This is a genomic window from Anaerolineae bacterium, assembly GCA_013178165.1.
Lineage (GTDB): Bacteria > Chloroflexota > Anaerolineae > Aggregatilineales > Ch27 > Ch27.
Genome location: JABLXG010000014.1, coordinates 40,971 through 59,889, shown reverse-complemented (window position 1 = coordinate 59,889; position 18,919 = coordinate 40,971). Strand labels below are relative to the sequence as shown.

Here is an 18,919-nt window from a genome sequence, read left to right as displayed (position 1 = left end):
GTCCGAGAATGCCCTGATCCCTTTGTGTTGAGCAGATACTTGTGCTGCGTTTGGCTTAGCTTGAACCACGACCTTGATGCCTCTGGGCTGTGGCGGCTTGATCCTGCCCCAAATTTGGAATGCACTCGAATACTGCGCCGGGCAGATCAGCTTTGCCGAGTTTGACGCCAGTGTACAGGGCTGGATCAACCACGTGCGCTATGCCGACACCTGGGGGCTGAGAAGGTATGTGCTGGGTAAAGGGTTTAGCCGGGAGTCCGGGGGCGTGGATCGGCTACTGGGATCCCGCGCCGATACAGGCCTGCATAGTTCTGGTATGCCAGGGTAAATCTTTACGGCTCCAGAGGCAGAATTGTGCCGTTGGCAAAGCCTACCAGCGTAGGGTGTTGTTGCCCGTTTCCAGGTAGAACCGCAAGGGCTGGCGACTCTGGAGAAAAGACTGAGGATGTCGTCCAGTGCTGACCTGAATCGCGGGAAATAACAAGACGGTCATCCAGCAAGACCCAGAGTTCTTGGGGGGATGCTGAGGGGATGATAATGGCATTGACTGCACCACTGATATGATCCGACTCTATCCGTTCCCAGGTATCACCGTTATCCCCGGACATATACAGACCATTGGCCTCAGTGCCAGCAAACCAGCGATGATCCCGCCCAAAATCTGGTGAAGGGCAAAGGCTGAGTACGGGGGCAGCGTCCATCGGGAACGATACGCTACGCCAGGCCCGCCCGCCATTTTTGCTGCGGAAAATGCCGGTTTGCGTTCCGATGAAGATGGTCTGGTCATTACCGAAATGAGGCGAAAAAGCAGCTGCGTACACTGCCAGATCAAGCAGGCCGAAGTTCCACGGCTGCCACTGGACACCGCGATCGGTGGAGACGAAAACACCGTCTTCAGCTGTACCAGCGATTAGAACTCCATCTTGCTCGAAATTCGGCGAGATGGCCAAGGCGCTGATTAACGGTGCAGGAGGGGGAAGCACCGCTGCAAACCAGTCCACCCCACAGTTACTGGAACGCAGGATACCTCCTTTGACGCCGGCAAATATATTCTGGCCAAGAGCCGCTAAGGTGGTAGTAGCCAGAGGGCTATCCGTATCCGGTGCTTTATAGGCGAGTGACCAGCTGCGCCCACCATCATCCGACCGGTAAATTCCAGAAAAGCGGGCAGCAAAGCATGCATCCTGACAACGCGCCAGGCTGTAGACTGTATCTTGTGTCTGCTCAAAGCCCTGTATCATGAGCCAGCCTCTAGTCCCGGGCGATTTCCGGTTTGCGCAGATGTACGAAGGTATCAATCGTCAGTGCCAGCGCTGCTGTCGACACCGCATTGCGCACGGCAGCTTTTTGCACGGCAGCGCTATCAAGAATGCCCGCCTCTACAACATTGACAACTCGCTTTTGGACCACATCAAAGCCCATGGCGCTATCCTCAAAAGCCAGTCTGGCCATGATCTCGCTTGGATTGAAGCCTGCATTGGCGAAGATCGCACGCATGGGAGTGGCAAGAGCCTCGGAGAGAATATGGCAAGCTGCCCGCTCTGCAGACTCAGACGCGGTTTTACAGCGTTGCTCCAGAGCCGCGCAGCAATTCAGTAACGCCAGTCCACCGCCAGGGATCACACCGTCGCGCACTGCAGTACGTACCGCAGCGGCGGCCCGCTCCGCGATGGTTTTACGCATCTCGATTTCTGAGTCGGTTGCCCCGCCAATCCATAGTGTGGCTGAGCCGCCCATCAAGCGACCTAGACGTTGCTGAAGGCGCTGGCGCTGCTCAGAGTCCTGCGTGAGGCGGAAGCGTTTCTCAAGACTGGCGAAGTGTTCCCGCAGGCGGCGGGGATTCCCACGCCCGCCAATGATGCCAAACGTTCGCTGCTCTGCCCAAACACGCCGAGCCTGCCCAAAGTGCTGCTGCGTCACCTGTTCGAGTGTCTCGCCGGTGGCGGTCAGGAGCGGCATTGCGCCGGTGAGAATGCTCAGATCTTCCAGCGCTGCCAGACGATCTTCTGGGTTCAGCCCAGGCAGCTTAATGGCCATCGCTTTGAACTTGTCGATCCGCTTGTTGGCCAGAATAACTGACATGGCGCGGTCGGTCATGTTCCGCAGAATTAGAACCAGTGCCGGGATGTCTGCGTCAGCGGCCACTTTAAGCACCGGGAACAGATCGCGCGGCTCATCAACCTCAAAGTCACAGATGAAGATCGCCGGGTTCTGATACTCCGCCCGGAATATCTCCTGTTTGTCAACCATCTCGCGGGAGAACAGTCCTGTTGGGTAATAAACCCCTTCGACGTATTCCCGTTTGAGACCGCGTCCGTAACCTTTACGGATGTCAACCTGACCGTATTCGCCGACTGTGTCGAATATTTCCCCCAGCAACTCAGCCATTTCAGGGTCGTGGCACAGGGATTGAGCGATTCTGGTCAGGGCTGCCTGGCCTTCTACGCGAAAGGTCATCCGGTCAAGCTCAGCCAGGATAAGCGGCAGGGTGTTTTCCAGATATTCGCGGAGCCGCATGGCGTTTTCGCCGGCAGTCAGGTAGCGCAGACCTGCATCATAGATGGCCTGGAAAAGTACAGCGGCCGTCGCCGTACCGTCGCCAACATCCTCCTGCTGGCGGCGAATCATCGCCCGAAGCAGCATAGCCCCCATATCTTCATCACGGTCAGCCAGTTCAATGATCCGGCGGGCAATGATCCCGCCATTATCAATGACCTCTGGTGGCTTCTGTGACTTGTTGTGTATGGGTTCGATGGCTACTACGCCTCCAACAGGCCCTAAAGTCGGTCGGATGGCATTGACCATGCTGTGAATACCACGCTGCATGGCGGCATGGACTCTGGGCTGGAAAACCACTCCTGGCCGTTGTGTCAGTTTCATGGGCTAGCCTTTGATACCACCCATCATCAGGCCTTCGATCAGGTAGCGCTGGCCGAAGATGTAGATGATGATCACCGGGATTGTGGACAGTACGATCCCCGCCAGCACAACAGAGATACTGCCCGTCGCCATGTAACCCTTCAGGTCGACGATACCAAGCGTGATCGGGAAGCGGTCTTTGGTGTTCATAAAGACCAGCGGCGTAAAGTAGTCATTCCACTTAGCGTTGAAGGTCAAAACGGCCAGGATAGCCAGCCCTGGTGAAGCCAAGGGGAAGTAAATCTGGCGGAAGATCTGCCACTGATTGGCGCCATCGATCATGGCAGCTTCTTCAAAGTCGCCAGGGATTTGCAGGAAATACTGCCGCAGCAAGAAGATGCCGAATGCTGTGGATAGGCTAGGGATGATCAGCGCCCAGAGCGTGTCGTTGATTCCCAGTCCTCGTGAGATCAGAATGAACACCGGGATGATCGTTGCCTGGCCAGGGATCATCATAGTGGCCAAGACCATCCAAAACAGAAAGTTCCGGCCCGGAAAGCGCAGCCGGGCAAAGGCATAACCAGCCAACGATGCGGTAACGATCTGGCCAGCGACAACCGTAATAGTGATGATGAAGCTGTTGGTCATCTGACTCCAGAAAGGAATCCGCTCGAAGACCTCGTTGTAGTTGCTGAAGTCCATGTCGACCGGAATCCACTCTGGCGGGACACTGAACGATTCTATCGGCTGACGCAACGAGGTGGAGACCACCCAGACAAGGGGCATCAGCGTCAGCACAGCAATGACAAACAAGAACAGCAGGCGAACCCAGTCTCCTGGCTTGCGTGGGATAGTCCTGGACAGCCTGTTTGACCAGGCGCTACTGTGCGTAGCCATTCTAGGTGATGTCGTGGTCACGGCGTTCCTCCTAACTGTAGAAGACCCAGCGGCGGCTGAGCGCAAATTGGATGCCGGTCACGAGCAGGATCACGGCGAAGAGAATCAGGGCAATAGCTGAACCGTAACCGAAAGCCAGGTTGCCAAAGGCGTTCTCATACATCAGCATCACCACAGTACGACTGGCATCGCCGGGACCCCCGCGCGTCATGATGAACGGCTCATCAAAGAACTGGAGCATCTTGATGATGTCCGTCACAGTGGCGAACAGGATAGTCGGACTCAGCAGAGGAAGCACCACGCTTTTCAACCGTCGCCAGCCATACGCCCCATCTACCTGGGCCGCTTCAAGAATCTCAGTTGGTAGAGAGCTGACCCCACCCAGATAAATGATGAAAGTGAAACCCAAATTGCGCCAGACTGTCGTGAGAGAAACGGACCACAGCACCACATTACTATCAGTCAACCAGGAGATTTTGGGGATACCAAGCAATCCCAGGTAGTAGTTGATAACCCCAAAATCGCGGTGAAACATATAACCTAGCGTCACGGCTACCGCTGCGCCAGAGAGCAGCACTGGCAGGAAGTATGACGTCCGGAAAAAGTAGCTCAGTGGGCGGCTGGCCAGGCGATGCACTGAAAGTGCCAGCGCCAGAGCTAAGATTTCCAGCATAACCACAGTCATTATGACCAGCAGAAATGTGTTCCTGAAGGCCGTGAAAACGCGCGGATCGCTGAACAGCCGGGTGAAATTCTCGAAATTAATGAACTCTGGCGGCCGGAAGACATTCCATTTAAAGAAACTCAAAGCGAATGTAGCGATCATCGGGCCGATAATGAAAATCAGCAATCCGATGATAGATGGCGCAATAAACAGATAACCCAGCAACGCACGCTGGCGTCGGATACCTTCCATTGTGTCGGCAGCAAGCCACTGGGTGATCCGATTGCGTTTCGGCTGTATGGCTTGAGAGACCATTCCGCAGCCTCCTGTTCAAGTACCCTGGGGAGCCAGGGACGGCTCCCCAGGGATTGCCTTACATTGCTGACTATTGCCGAGCGTACAGCGCCTCGAGTTCGGCCTGCATACCGTCCAGCGCTTCCTTGGGGGTCATGTCGCCATTAACCGCCAGGCCGGTGAACCGGGTGTAGATGTCAGTCATTTCGATGGAGAAGACCGGGGCCGGAATCGGGCCAGTATCCGGACGCTCATCCAGCGTGGCATAGAAGACCTGCCAGTTGGCCGGGCCGGTGACCGAGTAACGCTCTTCGTTATTCATCGAGCGGCGCACCGGGGTTGTCAGAGTCACCGGGTTGAAGAGACCGCAGATTTCCATGATCTCCTTCTTGGTGGTGAACTTGACGAACTCCCAGGCTTCATCTTCATGCTGGCTCCCGTTCAGGATCCAGGCTGCACCAACACCGAGTTGATGGCGCTGGGACTTCCAGGCTGGCCAGAACTGGACGTCAAATGCATCCTTGGGCATGCCTTGATTGTACAGGTTTCCGGACCAGAAACCACCAGCCGGGGTCATGCCCAGCTTGCCGCTGGTGAAGAAGCCCGTCAGTGTTTCGCCTGTGCCCATGCCCACTTCTGGCGTCAGACCATCCCGCGTGAGCGAGACGACGAACTCCAAGGCTTCCAGCATTTCCGGATTGTTGGCCTGTGGAGCTGGCCAGCGCCAGCCGCCGCCGCGACCCTGGGCCTTGGGATCATCGGCATAGAAGGTTTCCCACATCCATTCGCCACCGGGGGCACGCTCTTCCACCAAGAAGTTGGTGTTGTTGACGAAGAACCAGGGTGTCCAGCTACCCCACAGCCGGTTTGTCCAGCCATAGCCATAAGAGCCATCGATGCCGGTCATGGCGCGGGCGTATTCAACAAAGTCATCCTTCGTCCACTCCGCAGGCGGCATCTCCAGCCCGGCCTTGGCCAGCAGCTCCGTGTTGAAGTACATGTTGGCAGCATTGAAGTCACGAGGCAGCTGGTACAGGTCGCCTTCGTACATCATCGTCTCGGTCAGTACCGGGCTGACGTCAGCGAAGTACTCGGCCAACTCTTCCTTGGAATCCAGCACCCGCTGAGTCAGAGGCAGGGCAAGACCTTCACCAGCATACAGCTGGGTCGCTTCTGTCGCTGCATAGCCAATGTCAACCGGTGTCCCGGCAGCCAGTTGGGAGAGGATCTTGCTGGCGACCTCAGCATGGTCAATGCCAGTTACGGTCACGTACTCAATGTTGACGTTCGGGAATTGCTGCTTAAAGGCTTCCACGACTTCCGCGTAGTACTGTTCGTTTTCCTGGAAGCGCAGGGTGATGGTGTCCTGTCCTGGCGGCGCGGCGAAGATTTTTGTGCTGGAAACCAGGCCGGTGCTCATCGCTACCGCGCTTGCGGCGGTAAGTTTGAGCATCTCGCGACGACTTATTTTGGTAGTCATTGTGCACTCCTTCTAGATTCTTGCACTAACAAACGGACCTGCTTCCACACGACTTACTTGGCTGTAGACCTCCTTTTTCTCCCGGCCTATCTCATTCTTAGACCGGCCAGATCGATGCCATCTTCCACACTTCCAGCGAGGCCAGATGGCCATCGCTGTTGTGCGCAAAAAGGGTAAGCCCCGTGCTGTCGGTGCGCGTAGGATACGCCCGACTGACAATGCTGGTGCGTTGATTAGCGATGATCTCGATTACGGAGCCATCCAGCAGGATGCGGAGCTGCAACCGTTCGCCGGGCATCAATGGATGCGGGGCGGCATGAGCATAAGGATTCACCCCATCGGCCAGACTGGACTGCATCCGCTCGACAATCAGGCGCTGGGTTGGAGCATCATAGAGGATGCGCGTTCTTTCCTGGCCGTCCGGTGTAGCAAGTACACTCAGACCGAACAGACCTTTTTGACCAGGCTCGAATTCGGCCACAATGTCCAGGGCGTGACCGTCTGGTTCCAAGCGCATTTCCTCGGCAAGGGTGCTCAAGGAGATGTCAGCGTAGCGCTGGTGCTCACCACGCAACTGTTCCACCTCTGGTGCGGGAGTCGTGCCCAGGCGATGATCAGGGAGTAGCGTGAGTACACGCGGGATTGATTGCACACCTGACCAGCCTGCAGCAAGCTGTTTTTCGACTGTGCGGTCTTCACGTAGCCAGCCCCACAACAGGCGGCGGCCCCGATCATCCTGCATGGTAAGGGGGGCATACAGCACGCCGTAATCAAAAATACCCTCTACTTCCGGGAAGAAACGATGCTCTTTGTATTCCCCAACGAAGTAGAAGACCTTGGCAGTGCGCTCTGGATCGATATGAGCGGAGAGGATCAGCACCCACTTGTCACCTAGCCGGAAAAAGTTGGGACACTCCCAGGTACGCCCGGTCTGTTCCATCCGGCCAATGAGCAACGGGTTGAGATATTCCCAGTGGATCAGGTCGGGCGATCGATACAGAAATACCGTTCCGCCAATACCTTCCACACGGGAAGCTAGCAACAAGTACCAGCCATCATCCTCTCGCCACACGAAGGGATCACGGAAATCACGCCGCTGGCGCGCCTCGGCAGGAATTTGACTGATTACCGGGTTAGCGGGATATTGCTGCCAGGTCAGCAAGTTATCGCTGCTGGTGGCAATGCCCTGTGCCTGATTTTCACCGCGTTTGCCACGCACGCCCGTATACATGAGCGTTGGCACGCCGTTGTTGTTGATTGCACAGCCGGACCAGCAGCCCCCTTCATCCCATCCTCCAGGAGTTGGCTTGAGGGCAATCGGCAGGTCCGTCCAATGAATTAGGTCAGAGCTGACGGCATGGCCCCAATGCATGTTGGCGTGATAAGCCCCATCAGGGTTGTACTGATAGAACAGATGATATTGGCCATCCCACTGAATAAGACCGTTTGGATCGTTCATCCAGTTGGCAGGCGGCAAGAAATGATATTGAGGACGCTGGTGATCGTTAAAGCGGTGCTGGCGACGTAGTGAACTGACGGAGTCCATATGTGCGCTCGCCGGGATTATCCGCATTCAGGCGGTTAACCAGGGCTGAGCTTCTCCTTTCACGGTCAATCCGGTACATGATCGGTATGCTCATCCAGACAGGCTTCCTGGCCCGATGAGCCTACCTAGCCGTAACCCCCAAAAATCTCACCCCTCAAATAGATTGTCGTTCGACGTATGGACAGGGTAGCTTGACCTGCACTGGCTCTAGCGGCTTCCCTGCCCCACTCAACAGGTACTCAACCGCCCACTGCCCCATTTCGAGATGGGGTAACGCCATTGTCGAAAGTGGCGGAGAGAGCGTGGTGGCCACATCGATGTGATTGTCAAAACCCATCACAGCGACTTCATCAGGTATGGCGATACTCAGTTCATGCAAGGCGCGATAAGCCTGCGCCGCAATTCGGTCCTGGGCACAGAAGATAGCTGTTGGCCGCTCAGCGCGATTCATGAGTTCCATGGCACTGACATAACCATGGCCACCGGCTCCCTCATCTCCGCCATGTATAATGAGGTTCGGGTCGTATAAGCCATGGGCTTGCATCGCTGCGGTATAACCAGCCAACCGACCCTCGATGGCTGGTTTGGCTTCTCCGCCGAGATTGATCAGCCCGATGCGGCGATGTCCCTTACGGATGAGAATCTCAGTTGCCTCATAAGCTGCGCCAAATTCATCCGGCACAACCGAAGGCAGAGAGCGATCCGGCAAAAAACAGTCCACCAGGACTGCAGGAACTTCGTGGATCGCGTCGGGTAACTGAGCCTGACGATGGAACATCGAAGCATAGATGATGCCATCGACCCCTCGCTCCAGCATCATCTCGATAGCCTCATACTCGATCGCTTGGTTGCCGTCGCTGTTGACAACTAGCACCAGTTTTCCGTAGTCCCAAGCGACCGCCTGAGCACCCTTGATGATGTTGACGGCAAACTGTGTAGAAGCGATCTCATCGGTGATGAAGCCGATCACCTGGGATTTGCCAGTACGCATCTGGCGGGCCGAAAAGCTGGGGCGATAGTTCAGTTCTTCGATCGCCTTGAGCACTTTGGCGCGAGTGGAATCGCTGACATGAGGGTGATTGTTGAGGACGCGCGATACCGTGCCCGCGCCTACACCAGCATGGGTCGCAATATCACGGATTGTGCTCTTGGCTGACCTGACAGATGACATGGAAACGATTCCAGCCCAGGTCAAAAAAAGATATTGGAATGCATTCCAATGCTAGCACGAATGCGATTTTGCTGTCAAGTGATATTGAAATCCGGGAGTGTCTAATTTCAAGGATACACGAAATCTTTCAGGTGAGCCGGGTAAGCCGGGAACTGGCGTTTGAATAACTGGCGGCGGTTCCAGGCAAACACAAACAACTTGATAGAACGCCAGAGGGCGTGAATGCACCGAGAAAAGCAACGCGACTTACGCGCCAGCCGCGCCAGATAGTGACGGAGTTCAGCATTGTCCGCTTCAACGGAATAGGTCTGGCTCTTGTCGGTCAGGGCCTGATGACGACCGGGATAGTACACCAGTGTGTGATAGGTTGAGAAGTCGTCCGAAAATACCGCCGGGCCTGAGGATTACGGTCGAGCATGGCTTGCAGCGCCTCTGTGCTCCTTTCCCAGACCACATCCCAGCCGACAATGCAGCGACTGGCTCGGTCGACCTGGGTGATCACGTAGACGACGTTTTTTTACGCTCAACGAAGGTGAACAACTCATCGAGTTCTTCCACCTCAATGGGCTCGGCAGGAGCCGGCGGCGGATCGGGCAATTGATCAGCGTGGGCTTTGACCCAGTTGGCGACCGTTTGATGGTTGACTTTTAGCAGGCGCGCAATACGCCGAAAGTTCAGCCCATCAACATACATCTCCAGCGCCTGGCGCCGTATTTCAGCTGGATACCCGATGTCATTCGGCTGGGGCGTGTACTTGCGGCGGCACGCCTTACACAGATAGCGCTGGCTGCCTGAGGCATTCAGACCCGCTTTGACCTGCTGTTCGGTTCGGTGACAGTATGGACATTGGCTCATACCCCCATTTTACCCATATCTTTACCTTTAGACACTCCCTGAAATCCGGGAGTGTATTCTTGTCGGTTGAAATTCAAATCAGGTGATGGGGTTACCGCACTCCAAACCCCGTGACCATTTGGCGGCGGCGATGGCCATTGCGCGAAAGCTGCCGCGCATGACGTGTCGCACATCGTTGACCTTGCGCTTAGCCTTGCCGCTGTCTGACTTTCACCCGGCGTTCATGGTAACCCCCGATGCAACCCCCATCTCCACAGTGGCTTCCAATGGGGCATTGATACGCCGCGTCACACCACAGTGGCTAACTCCTTCTGTAAAACCCTGAAAGGTATTGTATTCTCTGCTCGATTTTCCTATGCTTATCATGACGCGATCCTTGGTGCGTTTGTTGATTGGCATCAAAACCTTACTTCGGATTCGCGTCTTTTCTATTCCAACCGACTTCGGTACATACACTACCTTCGGGCGGTTCTGTGAGGCGCAGGTGTGCTATAGTTATTGCTGATCCAGGTGGATAGAACTTGGGAGAACGCTGAGCAGGAAGGCACGGCATGACCATCCGCGCCGTTGCTGCTGATGAGCAGCTTACCGTTTACTACGGGCCGGGCACCTGGCGGTTGCACGGGCCGGACGGCCGCCCGGTGCTCGAAGTGCGCGCCGGGGTGATCTATTATCATCCGCTGTTCGGGCGCTGGCGAGACCTGCCGCCGGGCGATCACATCAGCGCCGATGGGCTGGAAGCGGTACAGGTGCACTGGGATGGCGGCTGGGCGGTGGGAATCACGCTGGCTCCCGGCGGGCCATGGCGGCGTCTGGTGCGCTGGGAAGACTCGCGGATGCTGATCACCGCCGATGATGTGGCGCGCGCCCTGGCCGATCTGACCGGCTGCCCGCTCCTGGCGGAAGAGCCGGAGCCGCCAGCGATTGTGCGGGTGAGTCCGGTCGGCGGTCAGGCAGTAACCGCCCCGGCGGCAGCCTCCCGGCCGGTGAGCGCTCCGCCTTCCCTGCCAGAGGAAGCAGCCAGCCCTCGGCCTTCTCCGGCGACGCCGGTCACTCCGGCGCCGGTCGCTCCGGTGGTGATAGCGCCGGAGATGCCGCCCGCGTCTTCTTCCGCCGCAGCGACGGCGACTGTGATCACTCCGCCGGTTGCGCCGCCGGTCTATACGGTGGACAGCGCAGCAGATATCCGCCTGCCACTGCGCCTGGGCGGTGGGGCACTACTCACGCGTGATCGGCAGGATCGGTTGCAGTTGACCATCCCCGTTCAGTCAGGTCGCGCCTCAGCGGCGATCACGTTTCTGGGGCTGCTGACGGTAGCCTTTTTTGCGGGGGTGATCTGGCTGTTGCGCGGCGGTTCTACCGGGATCAATCCGCTGCTTGGCCTGGTGATAGCCGGGGTAGCCCTGACCATGGTTGGCCTGCTGGGTGTGGTGCTGCTTGCCCGGCTGAACCAGCAATTTGAGCGCCGGATTGTCTTTGATCGGGCTGAACGGCTGATTACGTTTGCTCCTCCGGAAGCGTTTGATGGACGCCAGCGCGCTTCCCTGGCCAGCGTGCACGGGGTGCAATTGCGCGGGGCGGCCACCCGCCGACGCGGGCACCTGGCCTATCAGCGTACGGTTACCCTGATGCTGGAGAACGGCGATGTGCCGATCTTCCAGGAAATCCGGGAAGCCCCGCTGCCGCCCGATCCGGCGGTGATGCCGTCGCTGGCGGCGCTACGCCGTCAGGCGGATGAGCAGGCGGGGCCGTCGCTGGCGCGTGCGGCAGCGCGCGTGCTGGCGTGGTACCTGAAGGTCCCGCTGGCCGACGAGTAGCCAGCCATCACGGCCAGAGTCATCTGGAAGCCACTGACTGCAGGATATTTTCCGGGAGATCATCTGAGTCTCCCGGCCAGGGCCGCGCAGAATGGGTTGTATCCGCGTCCTGACAGGCCCGCCGGGGAGTGATCCGGAGGGCTGGCCGCTGACGCGATGCAGGTCGGGCGTGAGGGACCGATTGCAGCAGAGATAGCGCCTGGCCCGGTAATCCATCTGGCCTGAGCGCAGGGGAGGCAGGTGTGCATTCTGTCGCGCAGATCATCCACCGCCGTCGTCAACGCCGCCAGCGCAGCGGGCCGGGCGCGCCTGTGCTGGGCGGCGCTGCTGTTCTGGTGCTTGTGGTGGGGCTGATCGGGCTGGTAATCATTGTGGCCGGGGCGGCTGGTCTTAATCTCTACCTGAGTGTCGCCAGGGCCGTTCCTGATCAGCCGGGCGCTCCCCGGTTGGCTGTGGGCGGCCAGCCCTCGCTGCTTCTGGATAGGGAAGGGAAACGTATCCTCTACCAGATCGCTGATCGTCCGGCTGGCGAAAGCGCCTGGTTGTCGCTGCCGGAATTGCCGCCGGCCGTCTGGCAGGCGACGGTGGCCATCGAGGATGGTCGCTTTTTTGAGCGTCCCGGCTTCACCCTTCCGGCTCTGGTGAATGCCCTGTGGGATGCTCTGATCTTCGGGCAGATGAGCCTGCACGATCCGATCCTGGAATATCTGACGCAGCAGGTAATCATGCCTCTGTCGGAGTTGCCGGCCAGCCATCCTGACCGCGCCTATACAGATACGATTCTGATCATGGAATTGCGGCGGCGCTATTCTCGCCAGGAACTGCTGACCTGGTACCTGAACACAGCCCTGTACGGCAATGGCGCGTACGGGATCGACGCCGCTGCGCGCCTGTACCTGGGCAAAAGCGCCACCGGGTTGACCCTGAGCGAGGCGGCGCTCCTGGCAGGCATCCCGGCGCAGCCGCTGGCCAACCCGTTTGACCAGCCGGATGCTGCGTTCGAACGGCAGAAACTGGTGCTGGATTCGATGGCGGCCTACGCTTTCATTGGTCCTGATCAGGCTCAGGCGGCGGCCATCCGCCTGGAGGTGAGTCGCCCGCTGGCCCCGACGGATGTGGTCGCCCCGCACTACGCGCTGGCGGCCCGCCGCCAGGCCGAGTTGATTCTCCGGGACGCCGGTTACGATGGAGCGCGGTTGGTCGCGGAAGGCGGCCTGCGGATCACCACCACACTTGATCTGGAACTGCAGTATCAGGTGGAGTGCGCTCTGCGGACCCATATCACCCGGCTGAGCGGCGTGGACCCGGCGTTTGTGTATGCGACCGCGATCGGCGATCCCTGTGTTGCTGCCGCCTATCTGCCGCCAATGCGCCCGGAAGACATCGGGCTGGCTCACGGGGTGACAAACGGCGCGGCGGTAGTGATCGATTCGGCTACTGGCGAAGTGCTGGCCTACGTGGGCAGCGTGGATTACTGGAATGAGGGCCTGGGTGGGGCGCTGGACTCCGCCGCCCGCGCCTATGAAGCGGGCAGCATGTTACGCCCGTACATCTATCTGACGGCGCTCTCGCAGGGCTACACAGCGGCGACCATGACCCTGGATGTGCCCCTGACGATCGGCGAGGCGTCGGCCCCTCTGGAGGTAGCTAACCGCAATGGCATCCATGCCGGGCCGATCAGCCTGCGCGAGGCGCTGATCCGCGATGCCACCCCGCCTGCGGCGCAGGTGATGAACCTGGTCGGCGCACCGAATGTCGTACGGACGGCGCATAGCATGGGCCTGACTACCCTGCGGGACAGCCCATCCAGCTATGACTCATCGCTGGCTGTCACTGGCGGCGAGGCCACGTTGCTTGACCTGACGTATAGCTTCAGCGTGCTGGCCAATGGCGGCCACATGGTCGGAACGCGCGTCCCGGTTGAGCTGGAAGCGCCCGGTTTCCGGGCGCTGGATCCGGTGATGGTGCTGCAGATCACTGATGCACAGGGAGCGGTGCTGTGGAGCTATGAGCCGCAACACCGCGATACCCTTGATCCAGCCCTGGCCTACCTGATGAATCATATGCTTAGCGATCGCGGGTTGCGGGCGCGCGTGTTTGGCGCGTCCAACGTGTATGATATTGGCCGGCCGGCGGGCGTTTACGCCGGGCTGGCAGCGGACGGACGCGACCTGTGGGCGGTCGGTTATACGCCGCAGCGTAGCGTGGGGGTGTGGCTGGGCAATGTTGACCGCAGCCCGACGGTGGGACTGGATGCAGGCAACGGCCCGGCGTCGCTCTGGTACGCGATTCTGCGCTATACCGTCGAGCGCGATGGCCTGCCGGTGGTGGATTGGCCGCGGCCAGCGACCATTGTGGAGCAACAGGTCTGCGCCATCAGCGGTCTCCTGCCCACCCGGTATTGCCCTGTAGTAACGGAGGTCTTCGCTCAGGGAACCCAGCCAGTGCGCCAGGATACGTATTACCAGATGGTGGAGGTTAACCGCCAGAATGGTCGCCGGGCTACCGCCAGCACGCCGCGCGATCTGGTGGAGCAACGGGTGTACTTTACCTATCCGCCAGAGGCGCAGGCCTGGGCCGCGGCACAGGGTATTCAGGGGCCGCCGGAGGAGTATGACGTGGTGGGCCTGCCGCCGATCCTGGGGCCAGTGGCCATCCTGGAGCCGGATCCGCTGGCTTATGTACGCGGGGTGGTGGAGGTGCGTGGCAATGCCACACTGCCCAACTTTGAATATTACCAGCTTGCTTATGGCGCAGGGCTGAACCCGACCGATTGGACGCAGATCGGTGAACGGGTTTACATCCCGGCGCGCGGTGCGCTGCTCGGTCAGTGGGATACGACTGGCCTGGAGGGGCTGTACAGCCTGCGGCTGACGGTGGTAGCGGCGGATCAGGCCGTGCAGGAGAGTATCATCCAGGTAACGGTAGACAACACGCCCCCGCAGGTCAGCATAACTGTGCCGGAGGGTGGGGCGGAAATCCGCGTTTCAGGACTGAATCCGGTGCTGGAACTGGGAGTCGCCTATGCCGATAACGTGGGCGTGACGCAGGTGGTCTACTACTTCGATGGCGAACCAATCGCCACGGCCAGCGAAGCGCCCTTCAGGGCTTCCTTTGTGTTGGACGCATTGGGATCGCATAGTGTGTGGGCAGAAGCCTTTGACGCTGCCGGCAATAGCGTCCTCAGCGAGCGGGTGAGCTTCACGGTACGCCGCGACCTGGACTAACCGGGCCTGAGAGCGAGGCAGCGACCTGCTATTCGCAGGAGGGAACGTGGTGGATACTTTGCAGTCGTTGCAGGCGGCCCAGGGAGCGGAGTTCAGCGATGGAGCCTTGCCGCCGTTGCACTTCGGTGATCTGGCCGCGGAGTACCGGGCGGCGCAGGAATCAGCGGTCCTGGTCGACCGGCGGGATGAAGGCCGTCTGGAACTGACCGATCGCGATCGGCTGGCGATTCTCAACCGCATCTCCACCAACGCCGTTGCTGATTTACCACCGGGGACAGGACGGGCAACTGTCCTGACGACGCCGATCGGGCGGATCATCGATCGGCTGGTGCTACATAACCTGGATGAGGAGCGCACGCTGGTTCGCACCGGCCCGGGGCGCGGGGCACGGGTGACGGCCTATTTGCAGCGTAACGTGTTTTTTCGTGACCGGATGCAGATCCGCGACGTGACCGGCGAATGGGCGCAGCTGGTGTTGTACGGTCCGCGGGCCTGGGTGATTGCCCGGTCGCTATCTCCTGATCTGCCGGATCTGGCGCTGCATCATGTATACGCAACGCGCTTCGGTAGCGATCAGCTGCTGATCGTGGCTGTTGATCCGCCGGGCGTCCCAGCCGCCGGACTGATTGTGCCTGCGGCGCGGGCGGCTGAGCTGTGGCAGACTGTGCTTCAGGCCGGGGGCAGAGAGAGCGTTCGCGCTTCCGGCCTGGCTGTCTGGGAGCTGTTGCGGGTGGAGGCGGGTCTGCCTGGCCCGGCGGAACTCAACGAGGAATTCATACCGCTGGAAGCTGGCCTGTGGGCAGATGTGAGTTTCAACAAAGGCTGCTATACCGGACAGGAGATCATTGCCCGGATGGAGAGCCGCGGCAAACTGGCCCGCACTCTGGTTACGGTGACGCTCAGCGGGGCGGCCACACCCGGCGCTGAGTGGACGGTCGACGGCCGCCGGCAAGGCCTCCTGACCAGCGTCGCACAGCAGCCTGACGGCGCCTGGATCGGGTTGGGCTATGTGCGACCAGAACTGGCTACGGTAGGTCAACCGTTGCAGTTGCCCGGTGACGTGACGGCTACCATACGTTTTGCTGTGGATCGGCTCTCATAAATGGAAAGGAGGTGATGGCAGGCCAGTTCCTGACCGTTTCTGTCGGTTGACGCCCCTTCTGTTTGGCTCTAGACTCTTGGTGAATATGTCCCAAGAGGCATATGTAAACTATATGAATCCACAAAGGGAGGTTCTACATGCGACGTCGGCCGTTGTTTACGTCTCTGGCAATACTGGCTCTGCTGGTGCTGGTCACTTCGGCGTTCCCGGCGATGCCAAAGGCCGCTGCGCAGGATGGATTGCGCATCGGTCTGGTGACAGACGTGGGCGAGGTGGATGACCGCAGCTTCAACCAGAGCGCCTGGGAAGGCGTTCAGGCGGCAGCGGCGAAGTATGGCGGGGAAGCCAACTACATCGAGACCCAGGCAGCACCGACTACGCCAACAACATTGCCGAGTTTGCCGAGAACGGTTACGACATCATCGTGACGGTGGGCTTCGCCCTGGGCGAGGCGACGGTACAGGCCGCGGCGGAGTATCCGGATGTCTACTTCATCGGTGTGGACCAGTTCCAGGCGGAGGCGCTGCCGAATGTTGCCGGGCTGGTGTTCCACGAAGATCAGGCCGGGTACCTGGCGGGTGTGCTGGCGGCGCGGCTGAGCCAGAGCGGGACGGTCGCCGGGGTGTATGGCACTGACCTGGTGCCACCGGTGGTGCTGTTCGCCCGTGGCTTTGAAGCCGGGGCGAAGGCGACCAACCCGGACATCAACGTGATCACGACCTTCCATCCGGGCGGGCTGGATGTGGCCTTCACCGACCCGGAGTGGGGTGCGACGACAGCGGCCCAGGCGATTGACCAGGGCGCGGACGTGATCTTCTCGGCGGGTGGGAAGACCGGCAACGGCGGTCTGACCGAGGTAGCCAACCGGACGACGGCGGAGAGGCCGCTGTACTGCATCGGGGTGGATACCGACCAGTGGGAGACGCTGCCGGAAGCACACGCCTGCCTGGTCTCCAGCGCGATGAAGCTGATCCCGGTCGGCATTGAGGAGATTGTCAATCAGTATGTGGAAGGCAACCCGCCGACGGGCAACTTCTATGGCCCGGTGGGACTGGCGGACTTCCATGACTTTGCCGATGTGGTGCCGGAGGCAGTCAAGGAAGAGCTGGCGACCATCGCTGAGCAACTGACCAGCGGCGAACTGCAGACCGGCGTTTCGCTGGGCGGCCCGGCGGAAGAGCAAGTTGAGCTTCGCCCGCTGCGCATCGGTCTGGTAACGGATGTAGGTGAGGTAGACGACCGCAGCTTCAACCAGAGCGCCTGGGAAGGTGTGCTGGCGGTGGTGGAAAAGATCGGTGGGGAAGCCAACTACATCGAGACCCAGGACAGCACCGACTACGCCAACAACATTGCTGAGTTTGCCGAGAACGGTTATGACGTCATCGTGACGGTGGGCTTTGCCCTGGGCGAGGCGACGGTACAGGCCGCGGCGGAGTATCCGGATGTCTACTTCATCGGTGTGGACCAGTTCTACGTGGATGCCCCGCCCAATGCGATCGGGCTGGTGTCCACGAAGATCAGGCCGGGTACCTGGCGGGTGTGCTGGCGGCGCGGCTGAGCCAGAGCGGGACGGTCGCCGGGGTGTATGGCACTGACCTGGTGCCACCGGTGGTGCTGTTCGCCCGTGGCTTTGAGGCCGGGGCGAAGGCGACCAACCCGGACATCAACGTGATCACGACCTTCCATCCGGGCGGGCTGGATGTGGCCTTCACCGACCCGGAGTGGGGTGCGACGACAGCGGCTCAGGCGATTGACCAGGGCGCGGACGTGATCTTCTCGGCGGGCGGGAAGACCGGCAACGGCGGTCTGACCGAGGTAGCCAACCGGACGACGGCGGAGAAGCCGCTGTACTGCATCGGGGTGGATACCGACCAGTGGGAGACGCTGCCGGAAGCACACGCCTGCCTGGTCTCCAGCGCGATGAAGCTGATCCCGGTCGGCATCGACGAAATCGTGACGCAGATCGCGGCAGGCAACCCGCCGACGGGCAACTTCTATGGCCCGGTGGGACTGGCGGACTTCCATGACTTTGCCGATGTAGTGCCGGAGGCGGTCAAGGAAGAGCTGGCGACCATTGCCGCGCAGCTGACCAGCGGCGAACTGCAGACCGGCGTTTCGCTGGGCGGCTGATAACTTTAGCAGGCAGGAGCAAAAACGAGGCGATCGCCCTGGCGGTCGCCTCGTTGTCTTGCCCGGCAGGATCAGGGAAGCCAGCCGAAGGGCGGTTCTTCCTCGATATCCAGGGCGGTGTTGCCAGCAGCATGGCCGGTCAGCGGGCCTGATGTCCGACGCGCCAGATACGCGCGGCTGAGCTGGCGGATCTGCCGTCCGTAGACCGTACGGTTGATCCAGGGTTCGCCCAGCGCAAGCTCGGCCAGACCGCGGGCCAGCACATCCACCGGCAAGGGCGCCCAGCGCACGAACGGCCATCCCAGCAGCGGGATTCCGCCGGCGATGGCGCTCATGATCAGCAGCGGATTGAGCAGCCGCCCGCGTGGATAGACCAGCGGCGAGCGCACGACAGTCCAGCGGATGCCGCTGCGCTGAAGGTAACGTTCTGCTTCGCGCTTACTCTGCACGTATTCCCCCCGCAACCAGGGCGCGCCTGCTGCGCTGAGGAAGATCATCAGTTTGACGCCGTCTTCAACGGCCATACGCGCCGTGTTCTGCAGTGAAGCAACGTTGAGGTGGTGGTAGGTCTTGCCGCGCTCCGGTCGCTGTTGCAGCGAGCCGACCAGGTGAATCACGACATCTTGGCCGCGCCCGTGCCCGCGCAGGCTGCCGCGGTTCCACACGTCAGCTTCCACCACACGCAACGATCCACCAGCTGCGCCAAGCAGCGGTCCTTTGCCGTAGGGCACCATTGCCGTCACCTGCGCATTGGCTTCCAAAAGTGCGTCGATCACAGCGCCGCCGACGAAGCCGGTCCCGCCGATAACCAGTACTCTGCGGTCCGCCCCCAGTAATGATGATGTGCCTAGCATGGGTTCATGCCCGATTTGTTCAC

At 60.0% G+C, this 18,919-nt stretch carries 14 protein-coding genes and 1 pseudogene; 5 read left to right on the top strand and 10 right to left on the bottom strand.

The window, feature by feature from the left end:
- Positions 1-332: 332 nt before the first annotated feature.
- The 9 genes from HPY64_10530 to HPY64_10490 form a co-directional block, all read right to left on the bottom strand.
- Positions 333-1,241, bottom strand: coding sequence for a hypothetical protein (locus tag HPY64_10530; protein ID NPV67569.1), 909 nt, complete (start codon positions 1,239-1,241; stop codon positions 333-335).
- A 10-nt stretch (positions 1,242-1,251) separates the two neighbouring features.
- Positions 1,252-2,880 (bottom strand): chaperonin GroEL, encoded by a 1,629-nt coding sequence (gene groEL, locus HPY64_10525; GenBank protein ID NPV67568.1) that lies wholly within the window; start codon positions 2,878-2,880, stop codon positions 1,252-1,254.
- Positions 2,881-2,883: 3 nt separating this feature from the next.
- A complete protein-coding gene (locus HPY64_10520; protein NPV67567.1) occupies positions 2,884-3,756 on the bottom strand; it encodes a carbohydrate ABC transporter permease in 873 nt (290 codons plus the stop codon).
- A gap of 31 nt (positions 3,757-3,787) precedes the next feature.
- Entirely contained in the window at positions 3,788-4,735 is a 948-nt protein-coding gene (locus HPY64_10515) for a sugar ABC transporter permease (protein ID NPV67566.1), read from the bottom strand.
- A 70-nt stretch (positions 4,736-4,805) separates the two neighbouring features.
- Positions 4,806-6,194 carry a sugar ABC transporter substrate-binding protein gene (locus HPY64_10510; GenBank protein ID NPV67565.1) on the bottom strand — a complete coding sequence of 463 codons (1,389 nt, stop codon included), beginning with the start codon at positions 6,192-6,194 and terminating at the stop codon, positions 4,806-4,808.
- 97 nt (positions 6,195-6,291) lie between these two features.
- Positions 6,292-7,740: a glycoside hydrolase family 32 protein gene (locus tag HPY64_10505; protein ID NPV67564.1), complete on the bottom strand. Its 1,449-nt coding sequence runs from the start codon at positions 7,738-7,740 to the stop codon at positions 6,292-6,294.
- A gap of 154 nt (positions 7,741-7,894) precedes the next feature.
- Positions 7,895-8,911: a LacI family DNA-binding transcriptional regulator gene (locus tag HPY64_10500; GenBank protein ID NPV67563.1), complete on the bottom strand. Its 1,017-nt coding sequence runs from the start codon at positions 8,909-8,911 to the stop codon at positions 7,895-7,897.
- 107 nt (positions 8,912-9,018) lie between these two features.
- Positions 9,019-9,264, bottom strand: coding sequence for an IS1 family transposase (locus HPY64_10495; GenBank protein NPV67562.1), 246 nt, complete (start codon positions 9,262-9,264; stop codon positions 9,019-9,021).
- Between the two features lie 145 nt (positions 9,265-9,409).
- Positions 9,410-9,766, bottom strand: coding sequence for an IS1 family transposase (locus HPY64_10490; protein NPV67561.1), 357 nt, complete (start codon positions 9,764-9,766; stop codon positions 9,410-9,412).
- A gap of 551 nt (positions 9,767-10,317) precedes the next feature.
- On the opposite strand from HPY64_10490, the gene HPY64_10485 reads away from it, so the two are divergent.
- From HPY64_10485 to HPY64_10465, 5 genes and pseudogenes are all read left to right on the top strand, one after another.
- On the top strand, positions 10,318-11,583 hold the full coding sequence (locus HPY64_10485; protein ID NPV67560.1) for a hypothetical protein: 1,266 nt from the start codon (positions 10,318-10,320) through the stop codon (positions 11,581-11,583).
- Positions 11,584-11,825: 242 nt separating this feature from the next.
- Positions 11,826-14,810, top strand: a complete 2,985-nt coding sequence (locus tag HPY64_10480) for a penicillin-binding protein (protein ID NPV67559.1) — start codon at positions 11,826-11,828, stop codon at positions 14,808-14,810.
- A gap of 49 nt (positions 14,811-14,859) precedes the next feature.
- A complete protein-coding gene (locus HPY64_10475; protein ID NPV67558.1) occupies positions 14,860-15,912 on the top strand; it encodes an aminomethyl transferase family protein in 1,053 nt (350 codons plus the stop codon).
- A 137-nt stretch (positions 15,913-16,049) separates the two neighbouring features.
- Positions 16,050-17,032: pseudogene (locus tag HPY64_10470) on the top strand (BMP family ABC transporter substrate-binding protein).
- Positions 17,033-17,451: 419 nt separating this feature from the next.
- Positions 17,452-18,042, top strand: coding sequence for a BMP family ABC transporter substrate-binding protein (locus HPY64_10465; protein ID NPV67557.1), 591 nt, complete (start codon positions 17,452-17,454; stop codon positions 18,040-18,042).
- A gap of 71 nt (positions 18,043-18,113) precedes the next feature.
- Here the strand turns inward: HPY64_10465 and HPY64_10460 are convergent, their stop codons facing one another.
- The gene (locus HPY64_10460) at positions 18,114-18,896 is read right to left on the bottom strand and encodes an SDR family oxidoreductase (GenBank protein NPV67556.1); all 783 of its coding nucleotides are present in this window, start codon (positions 18,894-18,896) and stop codon (positions 18,114-18,116) included.
- Between the last annotated feature and the right edge of the window lie 23 nt (positions 18,897-18,919).